The organism is Micromonospora sp. NPDC004336, assembly GCF_053602615.1.
The window spans coordinates 1-21,427 of sequence record NZ_JBSGDY010000077.1 but is presented as its reverse complement, the minus strand read 5'-3'; the positions used below and the strand labels follow the sequence as shown (position 1 = coordinate 21,427).

Sequence of the window (21,427 nt, the reverse complement as noted above, 5' to 3'; positions counted from 1 at the left end):
TGGGGCGGGGGGTGGTGGGGCGGGGGGTGGGGGGTCAGGTTGGGCCGAGGAGGTCCCAGAGGTTGCCGGCTATGTCGCGGAAGACGGCGACCCGGCCGTACGGCTCGGGGCGCGGCGGCTTCACGAACTCGACGCCCGCCTCGACCATCCGGCGGTGGGCGGCGTCGAAGTCGTCGACGCGGAGGAAGAAGCCCACCCGGCCGGCGACCTGGTCGCCAACCGCCTGCGCCTGCCGGTCGCCGTCGGCGCGGGCCAGCAGCAGCCCGGTCTGCCCGCCGGGCGGCCGGACGACGACCCAGCGCTTCGGGCGGCCGTCGTTGGTCAGCGAGGGCGAATCCTCGACCAGGTCGAAGCCGAGCACCTCGGTGAAGAACGCGATGGCCGGGTCGTACTCGGCCACGACGATCGTGACCAGGTCGATCCGCACCGGTCAGGCCGCGACGAGGGTGGGCAGGTGGCGCTCGACGACCGGCAGCACGTCGGCCACGGTGACCGGGCGGCCCAGCTCGGCGGTGAGCGAGGTGACCCCGGCGTCGCGGATGCCGCAGGGCACGATCCGGTCGAAGTGCCCCAGGTCGCAGTCGCAGTTGATGGAGAAGCCGTGCAGGGTGACCCCGCGGGCGACCCGGATGCCGATGGCCGCGACCTTGCGGGCCGGCCCCCGGTCGTCCTCGGGCACCCAGACGCCGCTGCGCCCGTCGACCCGGCCGGCGCTCAGCCCGAACTCGGCGCAGACGTCGATCAGCAGCTGCTCGGTGCGGCGCACGTAGGCGACCACGTCCACCGGGTCGGGCAGCCGCACGATCGGGTAGCCCACGAGCTGCCCCGGGCCGTGCCAGGTGATCTTCCCGCCCCGGTCCACGTCGACGACCGGGGTGCCGTCCACCGGGCGGTCCCACGGCTCGGTGCGCTTGCCTGCGGTGTAGACGCTCGGGTGCTCCAGGAGCAGCACGGTGCCGCCGCGCTCCCCGGCCACCACCGACTCGTGCAGCCGGCGCTGCTCGTCCCAGGCGGCCTGGTAGTCGAGCACACCGGCGCGGACGGCCGTGAGGCCGGGGGTCGTCGTGGTCACGCCGCCAAGCCTAGACCCGTACCGGCCGGTCACCTCCGGTGACGCGGCTCACGGGCAGGCCGGCGGCGGGGCGGCCCGGTGACCGGGCTCAGCCCTGCGGGACGCGCCAGAGCCACACGTCGTCGACCCGCTCGGGCGGGCCGAGCAACGCGGTCACGGTGCGCCGGATCGCCTCCTCGTCGACCGGCCACTTCGCCCCGTGCACCTCGTCGGCCAGCACGATCGTCTCGATCCGCCAGTGCCGCAGGTCGGCGCGGACCTCCTGGATGGTGCCCTCGGTGACGATCGGCACCAGCCCGGTCCGCCCCGCCTGGTCCACCAGCGCGCCGAACGGGCGCGGCGCCGGGCCGATCCGGCCCCGGCCGTCGGGGCCGCCCGGCCCGAGGAAGAAGCCGGAGGGGATGGCGAACTCGCCCTGCCGGTGCGCCAGGGCGTACGCCTGCCAGCGCTGCCCGTCGGGATAGACGTCGAGGGTCAGCGGCACCGGGGTCAGCACCCCGCCCGGGGAGACGTGGTCGCGCCAGGTGCCGGCGGTGATGAACCGGGGGATCGGCTCGCGCTCGATGGTCAGCAGCGGGGTGGGCAGCAACGGCAGCAGCGCTACCGCGAAACCGGCCCACCAGGCCCGCCGGGCCGCCGGGCGCCGGGGCGGGTCGGCGCGGAGCTGGTCGACGGCGTACGCGAGCAGCACCCCGACCACCGGCGCCACCACCAGCGCCAGCCGGGCGGGCAGGGCGGCGTTCACCACCGGCAGGTGCCCGAGCAGGTCGAACGGCATCGGCAGGTCGGTGCGCCGCCCGTCGACCTTGGCCTCGGGCCCGAACGAGAGCACCGCGAAGACCACGGCGGTCACGCCCAGCGCCCACAGGGTCGCCCGGCGGCCCGCGTCGGCCCGGCGCCACAGCATCACGAGACAGGCGACGGCGAGCAGCAGCAGGGGGAGCCCGAAGAACGAGTTCTCCTCCGTCGGGTTGGGCGCCAGCCGGGTGCCCAGCCCCACCTCGCCGGCCAGCGAGCGGCGCGGGTACGCCCCGAACGCGACCACGTCCTCCGAGTGGATGACCGCGTCGAAGCCGGTGCCGTGGAAGCGCTGCGGGCCGGCGAAGTGCAGCCAGAGCGGGTACGCCAGCAGCACCCCGGCGACCACGGCGGTCGCCGCGAGCCCGCGCAGGAAGCCGGGCAGCGCCGCCCGCGCCTCGGCGCGGTGGGCCGGGTGCAGCGCCCAGACGGCGACGAAGACGCCGAGCGCCAGCGCGGTGAAGAAGAGCCCCTCGGCGGCGATGGAGAAGGCGACGGCCACGAGCGCGCCGAGGATCGCGCCGTCGCGCAGCGGTCGCCGGGAGCGGCGCAGCGCGAACGTCCGCCAGACCAGCAGGGGCACCAGCCAGCCGGCGGTCCAGTTCAGATGGGCGTTGGCGTGCGAGACCATGCCGGGGGAGAAGCCGATGAACAACCCGCCGACCGCGGCGGCGAGCGGGCTGCGGACCAGGTGCCGGGAGAGCAGCCAGTACCAGGCGAGCGCGGTGGCGGCCAGGTTGAGGGTGAGGATCACCAGGAACGTCACCGAGGGGCCGAGCAGGTACGTCAGGGGAGCGAAGACCACCGCGTACACCGTGATCGAGGTGTTGACCGCGAGGTTGACCCCGTCGGGGACGTTGACCAGGTAGGTGAAGAGCGGGTTGTCGCCGTGGGTCACCGCGTGCCCGCCGAAGGCCAGCAGCCACTCGAAGAGCGCCTGGTCGCTGGAGTTGACCGTGATGGCGCGACCGTTCGGGTCCCGCCACAGCCCGCTGGTCACCCAGACGGCGAGCGCCAGCGCGACCAGCGCCACGATCAGGTCGGCCCGGCGGTCCCGGGTGACGCGGGGAGGCGGGGTCGGCGACGGCGCCACGGACGGGGAGGTCGGCACGCAGCGGACGTTACCAACCGGACCTGGACACGCCGGTCAGGACGCACATCCTCCCGACGGCGATTGTGTGAGCGTGGCCCATGTCACACCATCGACGCATCGACGTAACGTCGCGGCAATTCGCGGGTGACCCAGTTCACAAACCGCCCCCAGGAGGCCCCCGTGCGCCGCTCCCCGTCCCTGTCCACCCGGCTGACCGGCGCGGTCGCCGGGCTGGTCCTCGCCGCCACCGCGGTGGTGACCCTCGCCGCCCCCGCCCAGGCCGCCACCCTGACCCAGGTCACCGGCTTCGGCTCCAACCCCGGCAACCTCGCCATGTACGCGTACCGGCCGGACAACCTGCCGGCCGGAGCCCCGGCGGTCGTGCTGCTGCACGGCTGCACCCAGAACGCCGCCGGCTACTTCGCCAACTCGGGCTGGCAGAAGTTCGCCGACCAGTGGAAGTTCGCCCTGATCGTGCCGCAGCAGTCCAGCGCCAACCAGCCGCTGAGCTGCTTCAACTGGTTCGTCGAGCAGGACATCACCCGGGGCTCCGGCGAGGCGCTGTCGATCAGGCAGATGGTCGACCACGCCCGCGCCAACTACGGCACCGATCCGAGCCGGGTCTTCGTCAGCGGGCTCTCCGCCGGCGGGGGGATGAGCGCGGTCATGCTCGCCACCTACCCGGACGTCTTCGCCGCCGGCTCGGTCGTCGCCGGCCTGCCGTACCGCTGCTCGCCGCCCGCCTCCACCAGCACCTGCCAGTACAGCGGGGTGAACAAGACCCCGCAGCAGTGGGGTGACCTGGTCCGGGCCGCGTACCCCGGGCACACCGGACCGCGCCCCCGGGTCGCCATCTGGCACGGCACCTCGGACTCCACCGTCGTACCGGCCAACGCCACCGAGCTGCGCGACCAGTGGACCGACGTCCGGGGCGTCTCCCAGACCCCGACCAGCACGGCGTCGCTGCCGGCCAACACCAGCCTGGAGGTGTACGGCGACGACGACGTGCGCGTCTACCGGATCTCCGGCATGGGCCACGGCACCCCGGTGGACCCCGGCTCGGCCGCCGACCAGTGCGGCACCGCCGCCGCGTACCTGCTGGACACCATCTGCTCCGCCTACCACGACGCGGTCTTCTTCGGCCTGAACGCCGGAACGAACCCCGGCCCCACCCCGACCGCCTCTCCGACCGCGACCCCGACGGCCTCTCCAACGGCGACCCCGACCACCTCTCCAACGGTGGCCCCGACCACCTCTCCAACGGTGGCCCCGACCTGCGTGACGGCCAGCAACTACGCCCACGTCACCGCCGGCCGCGCCTACCACTCCGGCGGCTACGCCTACGCCAACGGCTCGAACGCCAGGATGGGCCTCTACAACACCTTCTACACCACCACCCTCAAGCAGACCGGCCCCAACCACTGGCTGATCGGCTGCTGACCCACCCACCCACCCTCCCTCCCCGACCCTCGCCCCCTCCCCTCCCCTCCCCTCCCCTCCACCCGCCCTCGAGCCGTTGATCATGACGTTGCCTTCGCCGCGCCCGGCGTGTCGCGCCGGCAACGCCATGATCAACGGGGAAAGGGGGGAAGGGGGGCGGGAGGGGAGGGGGAGTGAGGGGTCAGGGGGTGGTCAGGGGGTGGTCAGGGCGGCTTGCAGGGCGGTGCGCAGGGTGGGGTGGCGGTAGGTGAAGCCGGCGTCGGTCAGCACGCCGGGGAGGACGCGGGTGCTGGTCAGCGCCTCGTGGGCGAAGCCGCCGAGCACCACCTTCAACGCCACCGCCGGGATCGGGACGATCGCCGGCCGGCGCAGCTGCCGGGCCAGCTCGCGGGTGAACTCGGCGTTGGTCACCGGCGCCGGCCCCACCCCGTTGACCGGCCCCGCCACGTCGTCGCGGGCCAGCAGGAACACCACCGCGTCCAGCCAGTCCGCCAGGGAGATCCACGGCAGCCACTGCCGGCCGCTGCCGAGCCGCCCGGCGATGCCCAGCCGGAACGGCAGCAGCTGCGGCTTGAGCAGCCCGCCGTCGCGGTGCAGCGGGAGCCCAGTGCGCAGCCGCACCACGCGTACGCCCGCGTCCTCGGCCGGTCGGGTCGCGGCCTCCCAGACCCGGCAGACGTCGGCGAGGAAGCCCTCGCCGGCCGGCGCGTCCTCCTCGACCGTCCGGTCGCCGGTGTTGCCGTACCACCCGACGGCCGAGGAGTTGAGCAGCACCCGCGGCCGGTCGCCGGCGGGCAGCCCGGCGATGGTGATCGCCAGCGTGGTGGTGGTGTCGACCCGGCTGGACCGGATCAGCTGCCGGTACCCGTCGTTCCACCGCCGGTCGCCGACGCCCGCGCCGGCCAGGTTCACCACCGCGTCCGCCTCCGCCACCGCCGCCGGGTCGAGCTGCGCGGCGGGCGGGTTCCACTGCCGCTCGTCGGGGGTGTGCGGCGGCCGGCGCACCAGCCGGGTGACCCGGTGCCCGTCCGCCGTGAGCCGGTGGGCCAGCCGGGTGCCGAGGAAACCGGACGCGCCGGCCATGAGGATCCGCATGCCCATATCTTCGGGTACGCAGCCGCCTCCGGATGCGTGGAGCGGGTCACCCGCCGGTCGTCGCCGGTGTGTGGCGTAGGTCGGCCAGGAGCCGCTCGACCTCGGCGAAGGCGTCGTCGGGCAGCGGGCCGAGGGCCAGGGTGGCGAAGTTCTCCCCGGCCTGGGCCACCGTCCGGCACCCGGGAATCGGCACCGTCCGGGGGCTGCGGGCCAGCAGCCAGCCGAGCGCGCCCTGGGCGAGGGTGCGGCCGTCGGCGGTGAGCGCCGCCCGGATCCCCTCCACCCGGGCCGCCCACTCCGGCGTGGGGCGGCCGTCGGTGAACCAGACCAGCCACTCGGGGGCCATCCCGCGTACGTCGTCCCGGCCGACCGCCCGCGTCGACCCGGTGAGCAGCCCCATCGCCAGCGGCCCCCGGTTGAGGGCGGCCAGGTCGGCCGCCTCGCAGAGCGCCAGCATCTCGGCGTTGTCCAGCAGCACCGACTGGTCGTGCTGGATCGCGGCGCAGTGCGGCCCGGCCGCCGCGAACGCCGCCGCCGAGGCGGGGTCGTCGGTGCTCCACCCGTACGCCCGGATCTTGCCCTGGGCGACCAGGTCCTCCAGCGTGCCGACCAGATCGAGCGCGGCGGGCGCCGGCAGGTCGTTGAGGTGCAGTTGGTAGAGGTCGACGTGGTCGGTGCCGAGCCGGCGCAGCGACTCCTCCAGGCTCGCCACCGCGTGGCCGGGACTGGGGTCGGTGCCGGTCCAGCGCCGGGTCGCCTCGTCGGAGCGGTTGCCGAACTTGGTGGCGATCACCGCCCGGTCGTGCGGCCGGCCAAAGCCCGGCCGAGGACCCGCTCGCTGTGCCCGGCGCCGTAGTTGCTGGCGGTGTCGAAGAGGGTCACGCCGAGGTCGAGTGCGGCGTGGACGGTGCGGACCGACTCCTCGTCGTCGACCTCGCCCCAGCCGAACGGCTGGCCGTCCTCGCCCCACAGTGGACCGCCGATCGCCCAGCAGCCCATGCCGAGCGCGCTGACCTCGATACCGCTGCGACCCAGAGTTCGTGTCGTCGTCATGCCCACAGCGTTCAACCTGGAGTGCGCTCCAGGTCAAGTACGCTGCCCGGATGACCGGGTACGCGCCCTCCGAGGCCGCGCGGCGCAGCGGCTTCAGCCTCGACACCCTGCGCTACTACGAGAAGGTCGGCCTGCTCAGCGGCATCGGGCGCACGTCGGGCGGGCGGCGGGTCTTCACCGACGACGACCTGGGGTGGCTGGTGCTGTTGCGCTGCCTGCGCGACACGGGCATGCCCGTCGCCGAGATGTGCCGCTACGCCGAGCTGGCGCGGGAGGGGGAGCACACCGTCGGCGAGCGGAAGGCCCTGCTGGAGCGGCACGCCACCCGGGTCGAGGAGCAGATGCGCCTGATCCAGCGCCAGTACGACCACCTCCGCGAGAAGATCCGCTTCTACGAGCGAATCCCCGAGACGCACTGACCCGAGCCGAGCGGTCTCGCGCCGTCAGGTCCTGGCCGGCGTCCCGGCGGGCTGGTCGGGAGCGGTGGTGGCGAGGATGCCGGCGAGTGCGGACCGCGCGTCCTGGAGGGCGGAGATCCTGCCGTCCAGGCTGTCGAGCTGCACGCGCAGCGTCGGCGCCGCGCAGTGCTCCAACTCCGGGCCCGGGCCCTCGACGCAGGGCAGCACCTCCCGGATGACGCTGGTGGTCAGGCCGGCGGCGAGCAGCGCCCTGATGTGGTGGACGGTCGGCACGGCGTCCTCGGCGTACCGCCGGTGGCCGCCCCCGGCGCGATGGGAGGCGAGCAGCCCCTGCTCCTCGTAGTAGCGCAGCAGGCGCGGGCTGACGCCGGTCGCACGCGCCAGATCCCCGATCTTCATGTCGTGTGATCCCCCTCATGCGCGCTTGAAACTCACACCAGTGGCACATTCTACGGTCTGGACATGACCAGTTTCGTAGTTCACCGCGACGGCCGGGCGGCAACCGCCGAGGACCTCGCGCCGCTCGCCTTCGCCGGCTATGCCCACTTCACCGCCATGCAGGTGCGCGACGGCGGGATCCGGGGCCTCGACCTCCACCTGGAGCGGCTGCGGTCCGCCTCCGTCGAGATGTTCGGCCGGGCGCTGCCCGACGATCGCGTGCGCTCCTTCCTCCGCGCGGCGGTGGCGGCCGGCCCGGCCGACCTGTCGCTGGTGGCCACGGTCTACTCGCCGGCGGGTGAGTTCACCGTCGCGGGCGCCGACGCCGAGCTGGAGGTGCTGGTCCGCACCGGGCCGGCCGCGTCCGGTCCGGCGGGCCCGCTGGCACTGGCGACGGTCGAGCACGAGCGGGTCCTCCCCACCATCAAGCACGTCGGCGAGGTCGCCAAGACCTACTTCCTCCGCCAGGCCGTCGGGGCAGGCTTCGACGACGCCGCCTTCGTCGACCGTCGGGGCCGCCTCAGCGAGGCGTCCATCTGGAACCTCGCCTTCTGGGACGGCAGCGCGGTGGTGTGGCCCGAGGCCGAGGTGCTGGGCGGGACGACGATGGGCATCGTCCGCCGCCAGTTGGACCGCCTCGGGGTTCCCCAGCGGGTACGGGACGTCACGCTCGCCGACCTGCCCACGCTGGCCGGGGGCGTGGTGATGAACTCGTGGACGCCGGGCGTGGCGCTGCGCCGGATCGACTCCGTACCCCTGCCCGAGGCGCCGTCCTTCGTGGAGCTGCTCCACCGCGCCTACCGGGCCGAGCCGCTCACCTCGCCGTAGCGCTGCTCCCCGCCGGCGGTCGAGGGCACCGGCCGGTGCGGCGCGCGGGTGCCGGCGGGAACGTCTGCCGGGCCCGCGGCACCCCGGGCCGGCAGTGGCGGGCGGGGCCGGTGCCGACGCTCAGGCGGCGGCCCTCAGGCGGGCCAGCACCGGCGTGAGCGGGTCGAGCGCGTCGGCGCGGACGACGAACCGGGTGACGCCCCAGCGGCGGCGGTGCGCGGCGACCGCCGCGACGATCTCGTCCTCGGTGCCGATCAGTACGAACGGCGTGGCCAGCAGCTCGGCGACGGTCAGGCCGGTCTCCCCGGCGAACTGCGCGGCGGCGGCCTCGGCGTCGTCGGTGACGGCGACGTGCTGCACGAGCGCCTCCAGCGCCGGCGGCTCGGCGCGCCCGGCCGCCCCCGTCGCGACGCTGGCCAGCTGCGCCTCGATGTCGGCCTCGCGCCAGCGCACCTCGTGCATGTAGCCGTCGGGCAGGGTGCGGCCCAGGCCGGCCAGCCCGACCACGTCGGCGTGGGCGCCGGCCCAGCGCAGCATCGCGGAGTTCGCCGTGCCGAGCGTCAGCGGGATGCGCCGCACCGGGCGCGGCGTGTCCAGCCGCGCGCCCCGCACGACCAGGTCGGGGGTGTCGACGGTGATTTCCTCGCCGTCGAGCAGGGCGCGGACGGCCTCGGCGACCGCCAGGCACCGACGCACCCGGCCGGCGACGTCGGGGCGTTCCCGCCCGACCGCCCGCCACTCGGCCGGGGTGTGGCCGGCGCCGAGGCCGAGCCAGGCCCGCCCGCCGGAGACCAGGTCGAGGGTGGCCACGTCCGAGGCGAGCAGCATCGGCTCCCGGATGCCGGCGTTGGAGACGTACGAGCCGAGGCCGATCCTCGACGTCACCGCCGCGGCGGCGGCCAGGGCGACGAACGGCGAGGTCGTCCTGCCCGGATGGTCGGCGGTGGAGAGGCTGTCGAAACCGGCGGCCTCGGCGCGCCGGGCCAGGTCCAGCCAGGTCGGGCCGTCGGACGGGGTCGCCTGGAGGGAGAAGATCGCCATGCGCCAACCCTGCCGGTCGCGGGGCCGCCCGACCAGCCCGACGCCGGTGATTCTGCTACCGGCAGACCTTGCCCGCCCCCGGGCGTCGCGACGGGAACCGGGTGCGCCGCGACGCCACGGCGACAGTACGCGATGGCCGCGGGATTCCTTGCGGTGTCAGGTCGACGGCTCGTCCGAGACCTGCTCGCGCCAGCGGCCGCGCCAGGCGGCCTCGTGCGCCTCGTGGGTGGTCCGCTCCTCGAACACCGCCTCGCGGAGGGCGCGCCGGGAGTCCGCCATGACCACCGCCTCGACCGCCACCAACCCGACGCAGATCGCCGTGAGCAGGGCGAGGGTGGCCAGGCCGGGCAGCCGGTAGCCCACCGGCAGGGCGGCGGCGAGCACGACGACCGTGCCCGCCCTGGTCCAGGAGAGGGTGTGCAGGGTACGCAGCTGGAACAGCATGTTCGCGCACAGGAAGCAGAGCACGCCGCCGAAGAGCAGCGCCACGCCGGGACCGGCCACCGGCTCGGACACCGGCACCGCCGGGTCGGCGACGGTGTGCACGATCTCCTCCGCGCCGAGCGAGAACACGATGATCCCGGCGATCATCGGCAGGTGGAGATAGGCGTACGCGTCCCGGGCCATCGCCACCCGGGAGCGGCCCTCCGCCGCGTGCAGGGCGATCCGGGCGGCGGGACCGATCACGTCGTAGTGCGCCCACCACAGCGCGGCCGTGAAGAAGATGCCGAGCACCGCCGCGGCGACCGCCGGCCAGGTCGGGGGCTGACCGAGCAGGTTGCTGCCGACGCCGACCGAGATGACCGACTCGCCCAGCGCGATGATCAGGATGAGGTCGTAGCGCTCGGTCCAGTGCTCGGCGGAGGCCACCGTCCAGCCCCAGGCGCCCGCGACCAGGCCCATGCCGTACTGGAGCACGACGACGCCGATCCAGAGCCCGTCGCGCACCAACGCGGCGCGGCCCGGGTCGTCGATCTGCGGCGGGATCAGCGCGGCGGCCGTGAGCAGCAGGGTGCTGGTGACCAGCTCGGGGGAGTACTTGAGCAGCATCCGGCGTTCGCCGGGCCGCTCCCGCGCGACGTGCCAGTACAGCAGCAGGTGCACGAGCCGGATCACCAGGTAGCTCAGCGCGACGACCATCGGCCCGGCCGCGACGTCCCGCACGTCGCCGAACGCCTGGGGCAGGGAGAGCGCGAAGCAGAACAGGGCGGCCATCCCGACGACCATCAGCGCCGGCACGAAGCCCTCGCCGAGCCGGACGCGGGTGGCCACCACGCAGTGCACCACCCACACCCACCAGAGCACGGTCAGCACGAGCAGGGCGTGCAGCAGCTGCTGACCGGTGACGTTGGCGGCGGTGGCCCTGGTGATGATGAAGAACGAGAAGACGAAGACCAGGTCGAAGAAGACCTCGAACCGGTCGACCCGGGCGCCGGGGGCGACCGCGACGGCGGGTCCCAACCGCTTGCCCCACCGGAAGCCGCCCACCAACCCACTCTGGCAGCGTCCCGGCCGTGCCGCGCCGGAATCGGGCCACGGCGGACCCCGGCCGGCGGCCACCACCGCCCGGACCCCGCCAGGCGAAGGTGCGGGCGTCGCCGGGCCCGCCCGGGTCGGGTCGACCGACAAGGCCCGGACCCCCGCCAGGCGAAGGTGCGGGCGTCGCCGGGCCCGCCGGTCGGGTCGACCGACGACGAGGGCGCCCCGGCCGATGACCGGGGCGCCCTGCGGGTGTCGTGCGGGAACTACAGGCCCAGCTCGGCCTCGAAGTTGCCGGCCTCCAGCCGCTCCTTGATCGCGACCAGGAAGCGGGCGGCGTCCGCGCCGTCGATCAGCCGGTGGTCGTACGACAGGGCCAGGTAGACCATCGACCGGACGGCGACGACCTCACCCAGCTCGGGGTCGTTGACCACGACCGGGCGCTTGACCACGGCACCCGTGCCGAGCATCGCCGACTGCGGCGACGGCACGATCGGGGTGTCGAAGAGCGCGCCCCGGCTGCCGGTGTTGGTCAGCGTGAAGGTCGCGCCCGCGATCTCGTCCGGGCTGATCTTGTTGGTGCGGGTGCGCTCGGCCAGGTCGGCGATCCGCTTGGCGATGCCGCCCAGGTTCAGGTCGCCCGCGCCGTGGATGACCGGGACCATCAGGCCGCGCTCCGTGTCCACCGCGATGCCGAGGTTCTCGGCGTCGGGGTAGGTGATCGTGCCCGCCTCCAGGTCCATGCTGGCGTTGACGATCGGGTAGGTCTGCAACGCCTCCACGGCCGCGAGGGCGAAGAACGGCAGGAACGACAGCTTCACGCCGTGCCGCTGCTGGAACGCGTCCTTGGCGCGGGCCCGCAGCTTGGCGACCTTGGTGACGTCGACCTCGACCACGGTGGTCAGCTGCGCCATCTCGTGCAGCGACTGCTGCATCCGCTTGGCGATGGTGGCGCGGATGCGGGGCAGCTTCTCGGTGGTGCCGCGCTTCGCGCTCGGCTGCGGCTTGGCGGCCGGCTTCGCCGCCGGGGCCGCGGCCGCCGCGGGCTGCTGCGCGGGAGCCGGGGCCGCCTTGGCCGCCTTGGCCTTCTCCGCCGCCTCCAGCACGTCCTGCTTGCGGATCCGGCCGCCGACGCCGGTGCCGTTGACCGAGGCCAGGTCGACACCGTGCTCGCTGGCGAGCTTGCGCACCAGCGGGGTCACGTAGCCGGCCGCCTCCTCGCCGCCGCCCTGGGCGGGCGCCGACGGGCGCTGCGGGGCCGGGGCCGACGGCACGGCCTTCTGCTCGGCCCGGGCCGGCTGCGCCGACACCTCGGCCTCCGCCGACGGCTCGTTGTAGGACATGCCCGGGGTCGGCTCCTCGACCTTGGGCTCCGGCTTCGGCTCGGGCTTGGGCTCCGGCTTCGGCTCGGGCTTCGCCTCGGCCTTGGGCTCGGGCTTCGGCTCGGCCTTGGGCTCGGGCTTCGGCTCGGCCTTGGGCTCCGGCTTGGCCTCGGCGGGGGCGGCACCGGCGGCGCCGATGACGGCCAGGTCCGCGCCGACCTCGGCGGTCTCGTCCTCGGCGACCTTGATCTCCAGGACGGTGCCGGCGACCGGGGACGGGATCTCGGTGTCGACCTTGTCGGTGGAGACCTCCAGCAGCGGCTCGTCCACCTCGACGGTCTCGCCGACCTGCTTGAGCCAGCGGGTGACCGTACCCTCGGTGACGCTCTCGCCGAGGGCCGGCATCTTGACCGGGGTGCCCTCGCCCGACGGCGCCGGGGCGGCCTGCGCCTGCGGCTCCTCGACGGCCGGCTGCTCCGCCTCGGCCTGCGGCTCCGCGGCGGCCTCGGCGGCCTCCTCGGCCGGCTCCTCCTCCTGCTGCGGGGCGGCCTCGCCACCGCCGGCCGACTCGCCCTCACCGGCGATCACGGCCAGCTCGCTGCCGACCTCGGCGGTCTCGTCCTCGCCGACCACGATCCGGCTCAGCACGCCCGCCGCCGGGGACGGGATCTCGGTGTCGACCTTGTCGGTCGACACCTCGAGCAGCGGCTCGTCGACCTCGACGGTGTCGCCCTCCTGCTTGAGCCAGCGCGTGACGGTGCCCTCGGTGACGCTCTCGCCGAGCCGGGGCATGGTGACCGATACCGGCATCTTCTAAGACTCCTTCATTCCCCTGGTGGGATCATCGCCCGTCGCCGGACGCCGCGGTTGTCGTGGTCAGGCGTGCGCGTGCAGCGGCTTGCCGGCGAGGGCCAGGTGCGCCTCGCCCAGGGCCTCGTTCTGCGTCGGGTGGGCGTGCACGAGCTGCGCCACCTCCGCCGGGTACGCCTCCCAGTTGTAGATCAGCTGCGCCTCGCCGACCATCTCGCCGACCCGGGCGCCGACCATGTGCACGCCGACGACGGGGCCGTCCTCCACCCGGACCAGCTTGACGAAGCCGGCCGTCTTGAGGATCTGGCTCTTGCCGTTGCCGCCCAGGTTGTAGTTGTAGGTCTTGACCTTGTCGGCGCCGTACTGCTCCTTGGCCTTCGCCTCGGTCAGGCCGACCGACGCCAGCTCCGGGTCGGAGTAGGTGACCCGGGGGATGCCGGCCTCGTCGATCACGGCCGGGTTCTGGCCGGCGATCTCCTCGGCGACGAAGATGCCCTGCTGGAAGCCGCGGTGGGCGAGCTGGAGGCCGGGCACGATGTCGCCGACCGCGTAGACGTTCGGCACGCTGGTGCGCAGCCGCTCGTCGGTCAGCACGTAGCCGCGGTCCATCTTCACGCCCTGCTCCTCGTAGCCGAGGTCGGCGGTGTTGGGGCCGCGGCCGACGGCGACCAGCAGCAGCTCCGCCTCGACGGTCTCGCCGCCGGCGATGGTGACCTTGACGCCGCTGTCGGTCTTCTCGACCTTCTCGAACGGCTTGCCGACCTTGAAGTTGATCTTCCGCTTGCGGAACGCCCGCTCCAGCGCCTTCGACGACTCCTCGTCCTCGGCGGCGACGAGCCGGGGGAGCGCCTCGATGATCGTGACGTCGACCCCGAAGGACTTCCACACGCTGGCGAACTCGACGCCGATCACGCCGCCGCCGAGCACGATGGCCGAGGACGGGACCCGGTCGAGGGTGAGCGCGTGGTCGCTCGTGATGACCCGCTCGCCGTCGACCTCCAGGCCGGGCAGGCTCTTCGCGTACGAGCCGGAGGCCAGCACGACGTTGCGGCCGGTGTAGCGCTTGCCGTCGACCTCGACGACGTTCTTGCCGACCAGCTTGCCGTGGCCCTCGACGACGGTGATCGACTTGTTGCCCTTGAGCATGCCCTGCAGGCCCTTGTAGAGCCGGGCGATCACGCCGTCCTTGTACGAGTTGACCGCCGCCATGTCGATGCCGACCAGCTCGGCCTTCACGCCGAACTGCTCCGACTCGCGGGTCTGGTCGGCGATCTCGGCGGCGTGCAGCAGGGCCTTGGTCGGGATGCAGCCGTTGTGCAGGCAGGTCCCGCCGAGCTTGCCCTTCTCGACCAGCGCGACCGTCAGGCCCAGCTGGACGGCGCGCAGGGCGGTCGCGTAGCCGCCGCTGCCACCTCCGAGGATGACGATGTCGAAGGTTGCGTCGTTCGGCTCGCTCACGCTCAACTCCCAGGTCGCGTCGCTGCATCGGGGGTCACGGCAGGGTCACGGGACACACCCCACCTCGGTCATCTTGTCACCACCGGGCACAGGGCGCGTAGTGAGGTGCCCAACGACACGTCCGTGGCACGTACGCTTGGCACTGCCTTCGATGACGAAGCTTGGGGGAGAGGGCCGGTGGGACTGTTCCGACGACGCAAGAAGGCGCGCGCGGTGAGCCTCGACCGCACCGCCGACCGCGCCGACCTGGATCACCTGGCGAACTTCGTCCGGAGCCGGCGCGGCGTCGAGGCGTACATCGAGCCCCGCACGACCGTGACCGAGACCACCGTCATGCTGATCGCCGACGACGGGGAGTGGACCCGCCGCCGCATCGACGGCCCGGACGGCGCGCGCCGCTTCGCGTACCGGATGGGCATCCCCGTCTACGACGTCCGCCTGATGGGCTACCCGCAGCGGATGCGCGACTACAACGAACGCCGCAAGCGCCGCCCCGAGCTGTTCTGAGCCGGCGTCCGCGCCCGGCCGGGTGACACGGAAGGAGGGCCCCTCGGCGCCGAGGGACCCTCCTTCGCGTACGTCAGCCGTTGGCGGCGACGTCCTCGACGAGCTGGACCAGCGTGCGGACCGGCACGCCGGTGCCGCCCTTGGTCCAGTAGCCGGTCGCCTCGCCCGAGTGGTAGCCCGGGCCGGCGATGTCGATGTGCGCCCACGCCACGTCGTCGGTGACGAACTCCCGCAGGAACACGCCGCCCTGGAGCATGTGCCCGGCCCGGTCCATGCCGGCGTTGACCTGCGAGATGTCGGCCACCTCGGAGTCCATGCCCTTACGCACGTCGTCCGGCAGCGGCATCGGCCACGCCGGCTCGCCGACGGCGTCCCCGGCGACCCGGACCCGCTCGCACAGCTCGGGGGTGCCCATCACGCCGGCGATCCGCTTGCCCAGCGCGATGACCTGGCCGCCGGTGAGGGTGGAGGTCTCGAAGAGGTAGTCGCAGCCGTCCTCGCAGGCCCGCGCCATGGCGTCGCCCAGGATCATCCGGCCCTCGGCGTCGGTGTTGAGCACCTCGACCTTCTTGCCGTTGTACATGCTGATCACGTCACCCGGCCGGTACGACCGCCCGGACGGCATGTTCTCGGCCATCGGCAGGTACGCCGTCACCGCCACCGACGGCTTGAGCGCGGCGATCGCCAGCATGGCGGCGCCCACCGCGGCGGCCCCGGCCATGTCGGACTTCATCTCCCACATGCCCTGCGCCGGCTTGATCGAGATGCCGCCGGTGTCGAACGTGATGCCCTTGCCGACCAGCGCCACCCGCTTGCCGTTGCCGCCGCCGGCCGGGGTGTAGCTCAGCTTCACCAGGCGCGGCGGGGCCTCCGAGCCCTGCCCGACGGCGATGATGCCGCCGTAGCCGCCGGCCGCCAGAGCGGCCTCGTCGAGCACCTCGACCGCCAGGCCGGCCTCCCGGGCGGCGTCCGCCACCGAGTCGGCGAAGGACGGCGGGCGCAGCTCGTTGGGGGCGGTGTTGACCCAGTCCCGGCTGCGCCGGACCGCGCCGCCGACCGCCTGGGCCCGGGCGATCTCGGCCTGGGCGCCGGCGTCACCGGCGTCCGGGACGGCGACCAGCACCTCGGCCACCGGCTCCCGCCGGGCCGGCTGCGGCCGGGTCTTGTAGCCGGCGAACCGGTAGCCGCCGAGCAGCGCCCCCTCCGCCACGGCGCGCAGCGCGGCCGGCGCGTCGGCGTCGTCCGGCAGGGGCATGGCCAGCGCCACCCGGGGCGCGCCGGCGAGCGCCCGGACGGCCGCGCCGGCGGCCCGGCGCAGGGTCTCCGGGGCCGGGGCGGCGCCGGTCGGCTCCGGGCCCAGCCCGACCGCGGCGACCACCGGGGCGGTGACCGTGCCCAGCGTGGCCAGCTTGATCACCTCGCCGGGGCCGCCGGTCGCGCCGAGCAGCGCCAGCGTCTCGGTCAGCTTGCCGTCGAAGGCGGCGGCGATGCTCTCCGCGCCGCTGGCCAGGAGCAGGGTCGCGGCGGGTCCGCCGGTGGCGTCCTGCTCTCCGGTCTGGCTGTGCACGCCGATCACGATCGCGTCGACGGCGAGCTCGGCGGGGTCGGTGTCGACCAGGCTCAGGGTGGTGCTGGGCGATGTCACTGAAGCTACTCCGGGCGGGCCGGGCCGGTCGCGTCGTCGCGTACCGGCGATGAAGGTCTCCGGCGGAACGTACCCGCCGGAGGTCGGGGCTGTCCCGCCGACTGCTCCGACGGGTCCCGCCGATGCTAACCAGCGCTCCCTACCCCGGTAAGTTCCCACCCATGACCGACGCGACCCCCGACGCCGCCGCGACCCGGCTGCGCCGTTCCCCCCTGCACGAGCGGCACACCGCTGCGGGCGCCAAGTTCGCCCCGTTCGGCGGCTGGGAGATGCCGCTGGAGTACGCCGGCGGCGGAGTGCTCAAGGAGCACACCGCGGTGCGGACCGGCGTCGGCGTCTTCGACGTCTCCCACCTCGGCAAGGCGCGGGTGACCGGGCCGGGCGCCGCCGAGTTCGTCAACGCCTGCCTCAGCAACGACCTGCGCCGCATCGGGCCGGGCCGGGCGCAGTACACCCTCTGCTGCGACGACGCCACCGGCGGCGTGGTGGACGACATCATCGCCTACCTGCACGCCGACGACCACGTCTTCCTCATCCCCAACGCGGCGAACACCGCCGAGGTGGTGCGCCGGCTCCGGGCCGCCGCGCCGTCGTCGGTCACGGTCACCGACGAGCACGAGGCGTACGCCGTCCTCGCCGTGCAGGGGCCGCGCTCGGCCGAGCTGCTCGGCGCGCTGGGCCTGCCGACCGACCACGACTACATGAGCTTCTCCACGGCGACGCTGGACGGCGTCGAGCTGACCGTCTGCCGCACCGGCTACACGGGAGAGCTGGGCTTCGAGCTGGTGACGCCGGCCGAGCACGCCGTGACGGTCTGGGACGCGCTCTTCGCGGCGGGCCTCGACCTGCGCGCCTGCGGGCTGGCCGCCCGGGACACGTTGCGCACCGAAATGGGATACCCGCTGCACGGGCAGGACCTGTCGCCGGAGATCACCCCGGTGCAGGCCCGGTCGGGCTGGGCGGTCGGCTGGGACAAGGCGGCCTTCTGGGGCCGCGACGCGCTGCTCGCCGAGAAGGCCGCCGGCCCGAGGCGTACGCTGCGCGGCCTGGAGGCCGTCGACCGGGCGATCCCGCGCCCCGGCATGGCCGTGCACGTCGGCGACGCGCGGGTCGGCACGATCACCAGCGGCACGTTCTCCCCGACGAGGAAGCAGGGCATCGCCCTCGCCCTCCTGGACACGGACCCGAAGCTGGCCGACGGCGACCTCGTCGAGGTGGACATCCGGGGCCGCCGCGCCCAGATGCGCGTCACCCGCCCCCCTTTCGTGACCCCCTCGGTCCGCTGACCCGCCCCGGCCCTCCGGTTCAGACCGGGGGGCCGGGCCGTTCGCCGGCGTCCAGGACGGCCTGGGTCCAGCCGCCCTCGATGACGCCGGTGCCGTCGAGCACGGCCCAGTCGACCACGTCGGCGGCCTCCACGACGACCGGGGAGCCGATGCGCACCGTGGGATCGCTGTCGGCGTCGGTGGCGCTGGCCGCCTCGATCCGCTCCAGGGCATCCCACGAGGTCACCCCCGCCCAGACGAACTCCGGGCCGTCGTCGCCGGGCAGCCCGTACTTCACCACCAGCTGTGTCTCCGGCGGGAGCTGTCCGGCGAGGAACCGGGCGCGGATGTCGCCCAGCCCGGCGCGCGCGGTGGCGACCGCCCTGCTCATCGCGTCGCCCGGGCGGGCGTAACGCACGTCCGGCTGGATGCCGGCGAAGAGGGTGGCGCAGGCGGCGGCGTAGTAGCGGCCGTCCGGCCCCGGGTGCCCGGCGGGCGGGCGCAGGCTGAGGAACGAGTCGGCGTCGGGGTCGGTGGCCGGGTCCAGCTCCAGGCGCAGCAGCACCGGCGCCGTCGCCCCGTGCTGCTCCGGGTTGCCGTACGCCACCGCGATGTCGTGCCCGGTCACGGTGGCCAGCACCGGCAGCTGCACGAACGCGGGCACCTCCTCGCCGGCGAGCCCGTCGGTCCAGTCCCGCAGCAGCCGCCGCGCCGCGCCGGTCATCACCGCGCCCCACGCCCGGGTCAGGTGGTCCGGCACGCCCTGTGTCTGCAGCTCCAGCAGCCCGAAGCGGCGCAGCCCCTTGGTGGTGAACCAGAGCCCCTCGGCGTCGGACGAGTAGGGCACCAGCACCCAGTCGACGAGCCGGATCCGCCCCTGGGCGTCGGGGAGCGAGCGCAGCGCCGACGCCGGGTCGAGGAACTGCAGGCCGAAGACGTCCACCACGTCGCCGTCGACCGACTCGGCGACGGCGGCGGCCACCGCGCGGGCCGCCCACTCGTGGGCCGGCGGCCACCCGGGCCGGTATTCGGCCTGCACCACGACCAGGTGGCTCGCGGCGGCCAGCCGGGCGAGCTGCGCCTCCGTCGCGCCGAACGCGGTGAGCAGGTCCGGCGGCAGCGCGGGGAACTCGCCGATCGGGCGGGTGTCCACGCTCATCAGCGGGCTGTCGAGCATCTGCCGGGCCAGCCCGTGCACCGGCTCGGCGAGCCGGCCGCTGAGCCGCTGCACGGCGGTCTTCGCGCTCACCCTCGGCAGCCCCGTCATGGGCACCAGGTAGGTCGCGCTCAGCGACTCCGGGACGGGTACGGGCAGGAAGTCGTCCGTGATGAGCATGTCGTCCCCCGGTTGGCCGCGCCGGTGCTGTCGTGGGAGAACGCTACCCGCCGCGGCGTGCCCCGTTCAGCCGGACAGCACCAGTCCCAGGTAGACCAGCGTGGTGACCACCTCCACGGTCGCGCCGAGCACGTCGCCGGTGACGCCGCCGAGCCGGCGTACCACGTGCCGCAGCAGCCCCACCGCGACGGCGAGGGCGGCGGCGACGGCGAGCGGCCCCTGCCACGGGCGGCCCGGCACGGCGGCGACCGCCGCCAGCGCGACGGCGACCGCCCCGGCGGTCAGCGCGACCGGGCCGACGGTGCCGGCCACCAGCGCGCCGAGCCCTTCCGGGCGGGCCGCCGGCACGCCGCGCCGGCAGGCCACCGCCACCCCGAGCCGGCCCGCCGCGGTCGCGGCCACGACCGCCGCGAGCGCCGCCGGCCACGAGCGCCCGGCCAGCTCCGCGAGGGCCGCCGCCTGCAGCAGGAGTACGACCACCAGCGCGGCCACCCCGAACGGGCCCACGTCCGGCTTCTTCATGATCTCCAGCGCGGCGGCCCCCCGCCGGTACGACCCCAGCGCGTCCACGGTGTCGGCCAGCCCGTCCAGGTGCAGCCCCCGGGTGAGCAGCGCCCCGGCGCCGACGGTCACCACCGCCGCGACCAGCGGGGGCGCGAGCGCGGCGGTCGGCAGCAGGATCGCGGCGAGGACGGCGCCGAGCAGCGCGCCGACCGCCGGGGCGAGCGCCATCGCCGTCCCCGCCACCGCCCGGTCGATGCGCCCGGCGCGTACCGGCAGGGTGGTGAAGGTGGTCAGCGCGAGCCGCGCCCCGTCGGCGAGCCGCGACTCAGCCGGCACGCCGGCCGGACGGGTCCACCGGTTCCGTGCCCGTCGACGGTTCCGTCGGGTCCACCGGTTCCGTGCTGGTCGGCCCGGGGCCGGCCGGCTCGGGCTCGCGGAAGTCGGGCTCGTCGGGGCCCGGCCCGGGCCCGCCGTCCTCGTCGTCGTCACCGCCGCCGGGGGACGGGCGGGCCGGCAGCGCGGCGGCCAGCGCCAGCACCGAGCGCAGCAGCGGCAGCGCGGCCAGGGCGTTCGCGCCCTCGCCCAGGTCGAGCCGCACGTCGAGCAGCGGGGTCAGGCCGAGCACGTCGGCGGCGAGCCGGACGGCGGGGTCCCCGCGGTGGTCGGCCAGCAAACACCAGTGCCGGGCCTGGCCGGCGAGGTCGCGGCTGACCATGGCGGCGGCCACGCCGACCGGCCCGTCCAGCATGACCGGCAACCGGCGGGCGGTCGCGCCCAGCAGGATCCCGGTCGCCACGGCGACGTCCCCGCCGCCCAGCTCGGCCAGCACGTCCTTGGCGGTGCGCGGCGAGCGGCGGGTCCGGTGCAGCGCGTCCCGCACGGCGGCGCACCGCCGCATCCAGGCCGCGTCGTCGATCTCGCCGGAGCCGGTGACCACCCGGCCGAGCACCGCCGGGGTCTCCGCGCCGGCCGTCGCGGCCAGCACCGCCGCCGCGGCGGCCTCGGTGCCGGCGCCGCAGGCCCCCAGCACCAGCAGGCGTACGCCCGCGTCGGCGGCCTGCTCGGCGAGCCGCCAGCCGTCCCGCAGGGCCGCCTCGACCTGCTCGCCGGCCAGGGCCGGCTCGTCCTCCATCGGCGCGGACACGGGGGTCTCCACGACGTGCACGTCGGCGCCGCTCTCGGCGGCCAGCCGGGCCAGCACCCCCTTGCCGGCGCGGGCCTGCCGCGCCCGGCGCGCGGACTCGCCGTCGACGGCGCCGGCGGCGGCCCCACCGAGGTGGTCGCCGTGCAGCAGCAGCACGCGTACGGAGCCCCACGGGGCCGGGGTGGCGGTGCCCTGCGTGGCGGCGGCGAAGCCGACCACCCGTTCCAGCGCCCCCAGCCCCGTCCCGGGCACGTCCAGCGTGGCGAGCCGCTCGATGGCCTGCGGGCCGGCGTACTCGTCGGGCATGGGGAGTTCCATCCCGGGCTGGATGACCAGGCCGGTGGCGACCATCGGCAGCGCCATGGTCGGCGCCGCCCAGGCCGTGCCGGCGGGCTCGCCCCGGGCGGCCTCCGGCGGGCCCGCCGCGCCGCTGGCCGTCGCGGCGGCGGCCGGTGCGCCGGCCGGGCCGGTGGTGGGCGCGCCCGCCGCGCCGGTGCTGGGCGGCACGCCCCCCGTCGGGCCGGTGCTGGGCGGCACGCCCGTCCGGCCGGTGACGGCCGACTCGTCCGTCGGACCGGTGGTGGCGACGGCCGGGGCGGCCGGCGGCTCCGTAGAGCACACCTCTGAACACCACTCACACCGCCTACAAACTCGGTTTGGGTTTTTTTGTTGTTAATTTT

Annotated in this window: 17 protein-coding genes and 2 pseudogenes; 5 read left to right on the top strand and 14 right to left on the bottom strand. The window is 74.9% G+C overall.

What is annotated here, in order from left to right:
- Positions 1-34 precede the first annotated feature (34 nt).
- From ACWENR_RS17505 to ACWENR_RS17495, 3 genes are all read right to left on the bottom strand, one after another.
- Entirely contained in the window at positions 35-427 is a 393-nt protein-coding gene (locus ACWENR_RS17505) for a VOC family protein (RefSeq protein ID WP_452278032.1), read from the bottom strand.
- Positions 428-430: 3 nt separating this feature from the next.
- Positions 431-1,072, bottom strand: coding sequence for a lipoyl(octanoyl) transferase LipB (lipB, locus tag ACWENR_RS17500; RefSeq protein ID WP_452278031.1), 642 nt, complete (start codon positions 1,070-1,072; stop codon positions 431-433).
- An 88-nt stretch (positions 1,073-1,160) separates the two neighbouring features.
- The gene (locus ACWENR_RS17495) at positions 1,161-2,981 is read right to left on the bottom strand and encodes a DUF3488 domain-containing protein (RefSeq protein ID WP_452278030.1); all 1,821 of its coding nucleotides are present in this window, start codon (positions 2,979-2,981) and stop codon (positions 1,161-1,163) included.
- A 162-nt stretch (positions 2,982-3,143) separates the two neighbouring features.
- Between ACWENR_RS17495 and ACWENR_RS17490 the strand changes: the two genes are divergently transcribed.
- Complete coding sequence (locus ACWENR_RS17490; protein WP_452278029.1) at positions 3,144-4,403, top strand: extracellular catalytic domain type 1 short-chain-length polyhydroxyalkanoate depolymerase; 1,260 nt, start codon at positions 3,144-3,146, stop codon at positions 4,401-4,403.
- A 192-nt stretch (positions 4,404-4,595) separates the two neighbouring features.
- Here the strand turns inward: ACWENR_RS17490 and ACWENR_RS17485 are convergent, their stop codons facing one another.
- Positions 4,596-5,498 (bottom strand): TIGR01777 family oxidoreductase, encoded by a 903-nt coding sequence (locus ACWENR_RS17485; protein ID WP_452278028.1) that lies wholly within the window; start codon positions 5,496-5,498, stop codon positions 4,596-4,598.
- A gap of 46 nt (positions 5,499-5,544) precedes the next feature.
- Positions 5,545-6,551 (bottom strand): annotated as a pseudogene (locus ACWENR_RS17480) (aldo/keto reductase).
- A gap of 50 nt (positions 6,552-6,601) precedes the next feature.
- On the opposite strand from ACWENR_RS17480, the gene ACWENR_RS17475 reads away from it, so the two are divergent.
- Positions 6,602-6,970, top strand: coding sequence for a MerR family transcriptional regulator (locus ACWENR_RS17475; protein ID WP_452278027.1), 369 nt, complete (start codon positions 6,602-6,604; stop codon positions 6,968-6,970).
- 24 nt (positions 6,971-6,994) lie between these two features.
- Here the strand turns inward: ACWENR_RS17475 and ACWENR_RS17470 are convergent, their stop codons facing one another.
- Positions 6,995-7,369, bottom strand: coding sequence for a MerR family transcriptional regulator (locus ACWENR_RS17470; protein ID WP_452278026.1), 375 nt, complete (start codon positions 7,367-7,369; stop codon positions 6,995-6,997).
- 63 nt (positions 7,370-7,432) lie between these two features.
- Here ACWENR_RS17470 and ACWENR_RS17465 point away from each other — a divergent pair, with 63 nt between their 5' ends.
- Positions 7,433-8,236 (top strand): aminotransferase class IV family protein, encoded by an 804-nt coding sequence (locus tag ACWENR_RS17465; protein ID WP_452278025.1) that lies wholly within the window; start codon positions 7,433-7,435, stop codon positions 8,234-8,236.
- A gap of 120 nt (positions 8,237-8,356) precedes the next feature.
- On the opposite strand, the gene ACWENR_RS17460 is transcribed toward ACWENR_RS17465, so the two are convergent.
- The 4 genes from ACWENR_RS17460 to lpdA form a co-directional block, all read right to left on the bottom strand.
- Positions 8,357-9,277 (bottom strand): LLM class flavin-dependent oxidoreductase, encoded by a 921-nt coding sequence (locus tag ACWENR_RS17460; protein WP_452278024.1) that lies wholly within the window; start codon positions 9,275-9,277, stop codon positions 8,357-8,359.
- Between the two features lie 156 nt (positions 9,278-9,433).
- Complete coding sequence (locus ACWENR_RS17455) at positions 9,434-10,765, bottom strand: low temperature requirement protein A (protein WP_452278023.1); 1,332 nt, start codon at positions 10,763-10,765, stop codon at positions 9,434-9,436.
- 257 nt (positions 10,766-11,022) lie between these two features.
- Positions 11,023-12,888 (bottom strand): 2-oxoglutarate dehydrogenase, E2 component, dihydrolipoamide succinyltransferase, encoded by a 1,866-nt coding sequence (sucB, locus tag ACWENR_RS17450; protein WP_452278022.1) that lies wholly within the window; start codon positions 12,886-12,888, stop codon positions 11,023-11,025.
- 66 nt (positions 12,889-12,954) lie between these two features.
- Positions 12,955-14,346: a dihydrolipoyl dehydrogenase gene (lpdA, locus tag ACWENR_RS17445; protein WP_452278021.1), complete on the bottom strand. Its 1,392-nt coding sequence runs from the start codon at positions 14,344-14,346 to the stop codon at positions 12,955-12,957.
- Between the two features lie 177 nt (positions 14,347-14,523).
- Here lpdA and ACWENR_RS17440 point away from each other — a divergent pair, with 177 nt between their 5' ends.
- Complete coding sequence (locus ACWENR_RS17440) at positions 14,524-14,853, top strand: hypothetical protein (RefSeq protein ID WP_452278020.1); 330 nt, start codon at positions 14,524-14,526, stop codon at positions 14,851-14,853.
- A 73-nt stretch (positions 14,854-14,926) separates the two neighbouring features.
- Here ACWENR_RS17440 and ACWENR_RS17435 read toward each other — a convergent pair whose 3' ends face one another.
- Entirely contained in the window at positions 14,927-16,498 is a 1,572-nt protein-coding gene (locus tag ACWENR_RS17435) for a leucyl aminopeptidase (RefSeq protein ID WP_452278019.1), read from the bottom strand.
- 161 nt (positions 16,499-16,659) lie between these two features.
- Between ACWENR_RS17435 and gcvT the strand changes: the two genes are divergently transcribed.
- The gene (gene gcvT, locus ACWENR_RS17430) at positions 16,660-17,784 is read left to right on the top strand and encodes a glycine cleavage system aminomethyltransferase GcvT (RefSeq protein WP_452278018.1); all 1,125 of its coding nucleotides are present in this window, start codon (positions 16,660-16,662) and stop codon (positions 17,782-17,784) included.
- Between the two features lie 19 nt (positions 17,785-17,803).
- On the opposite strand, the gene ACWENR_RS17425 is transcribed toward gcvT, so the two are convergent.
- From ACWENR_RS17425 to ACWENR_RS17415, 3 genes and pseudogenes are all read right to left on the bottom strand, one after another.
- A complete protein-coding gene (locus ACWENR_RS17425; protein WP_452278017.1) occupies positions 17,804-19,099 on the bottom strand; it encodes a DUF2314 domain-containing protein in 1,296 nt (431 codons plus the stop codon).
- A 66-nt stretch (positions 19,100-19,165) separates the two neighbouring features.
- Positions 19,166-19,939, bottom strand: coding sequence for an adenosylcobinamide-GDP ribazoletransferase (cobS, locus tag ACWENR_RS17420; RefSeq protein ID WP_452278016.1), 774 nt, complete (start codon positions 19,937-19,939; stop codon positions 19,166-19,168).
- A pseudogene (locus ACWENR_RS17415) lies at positions 19,929-21,299 on the bottom strand (nicotinate-nucleotide--dimethylbenzimidazole phosphoribosyltransferase); the annotation flags it as partial. The gene cobS and the pseudogene ACWENR_RS17415, both read right to left, overlap by 11 nt.
- Positions 21,300-21,427: the final 128 nt, after the last annotated feature.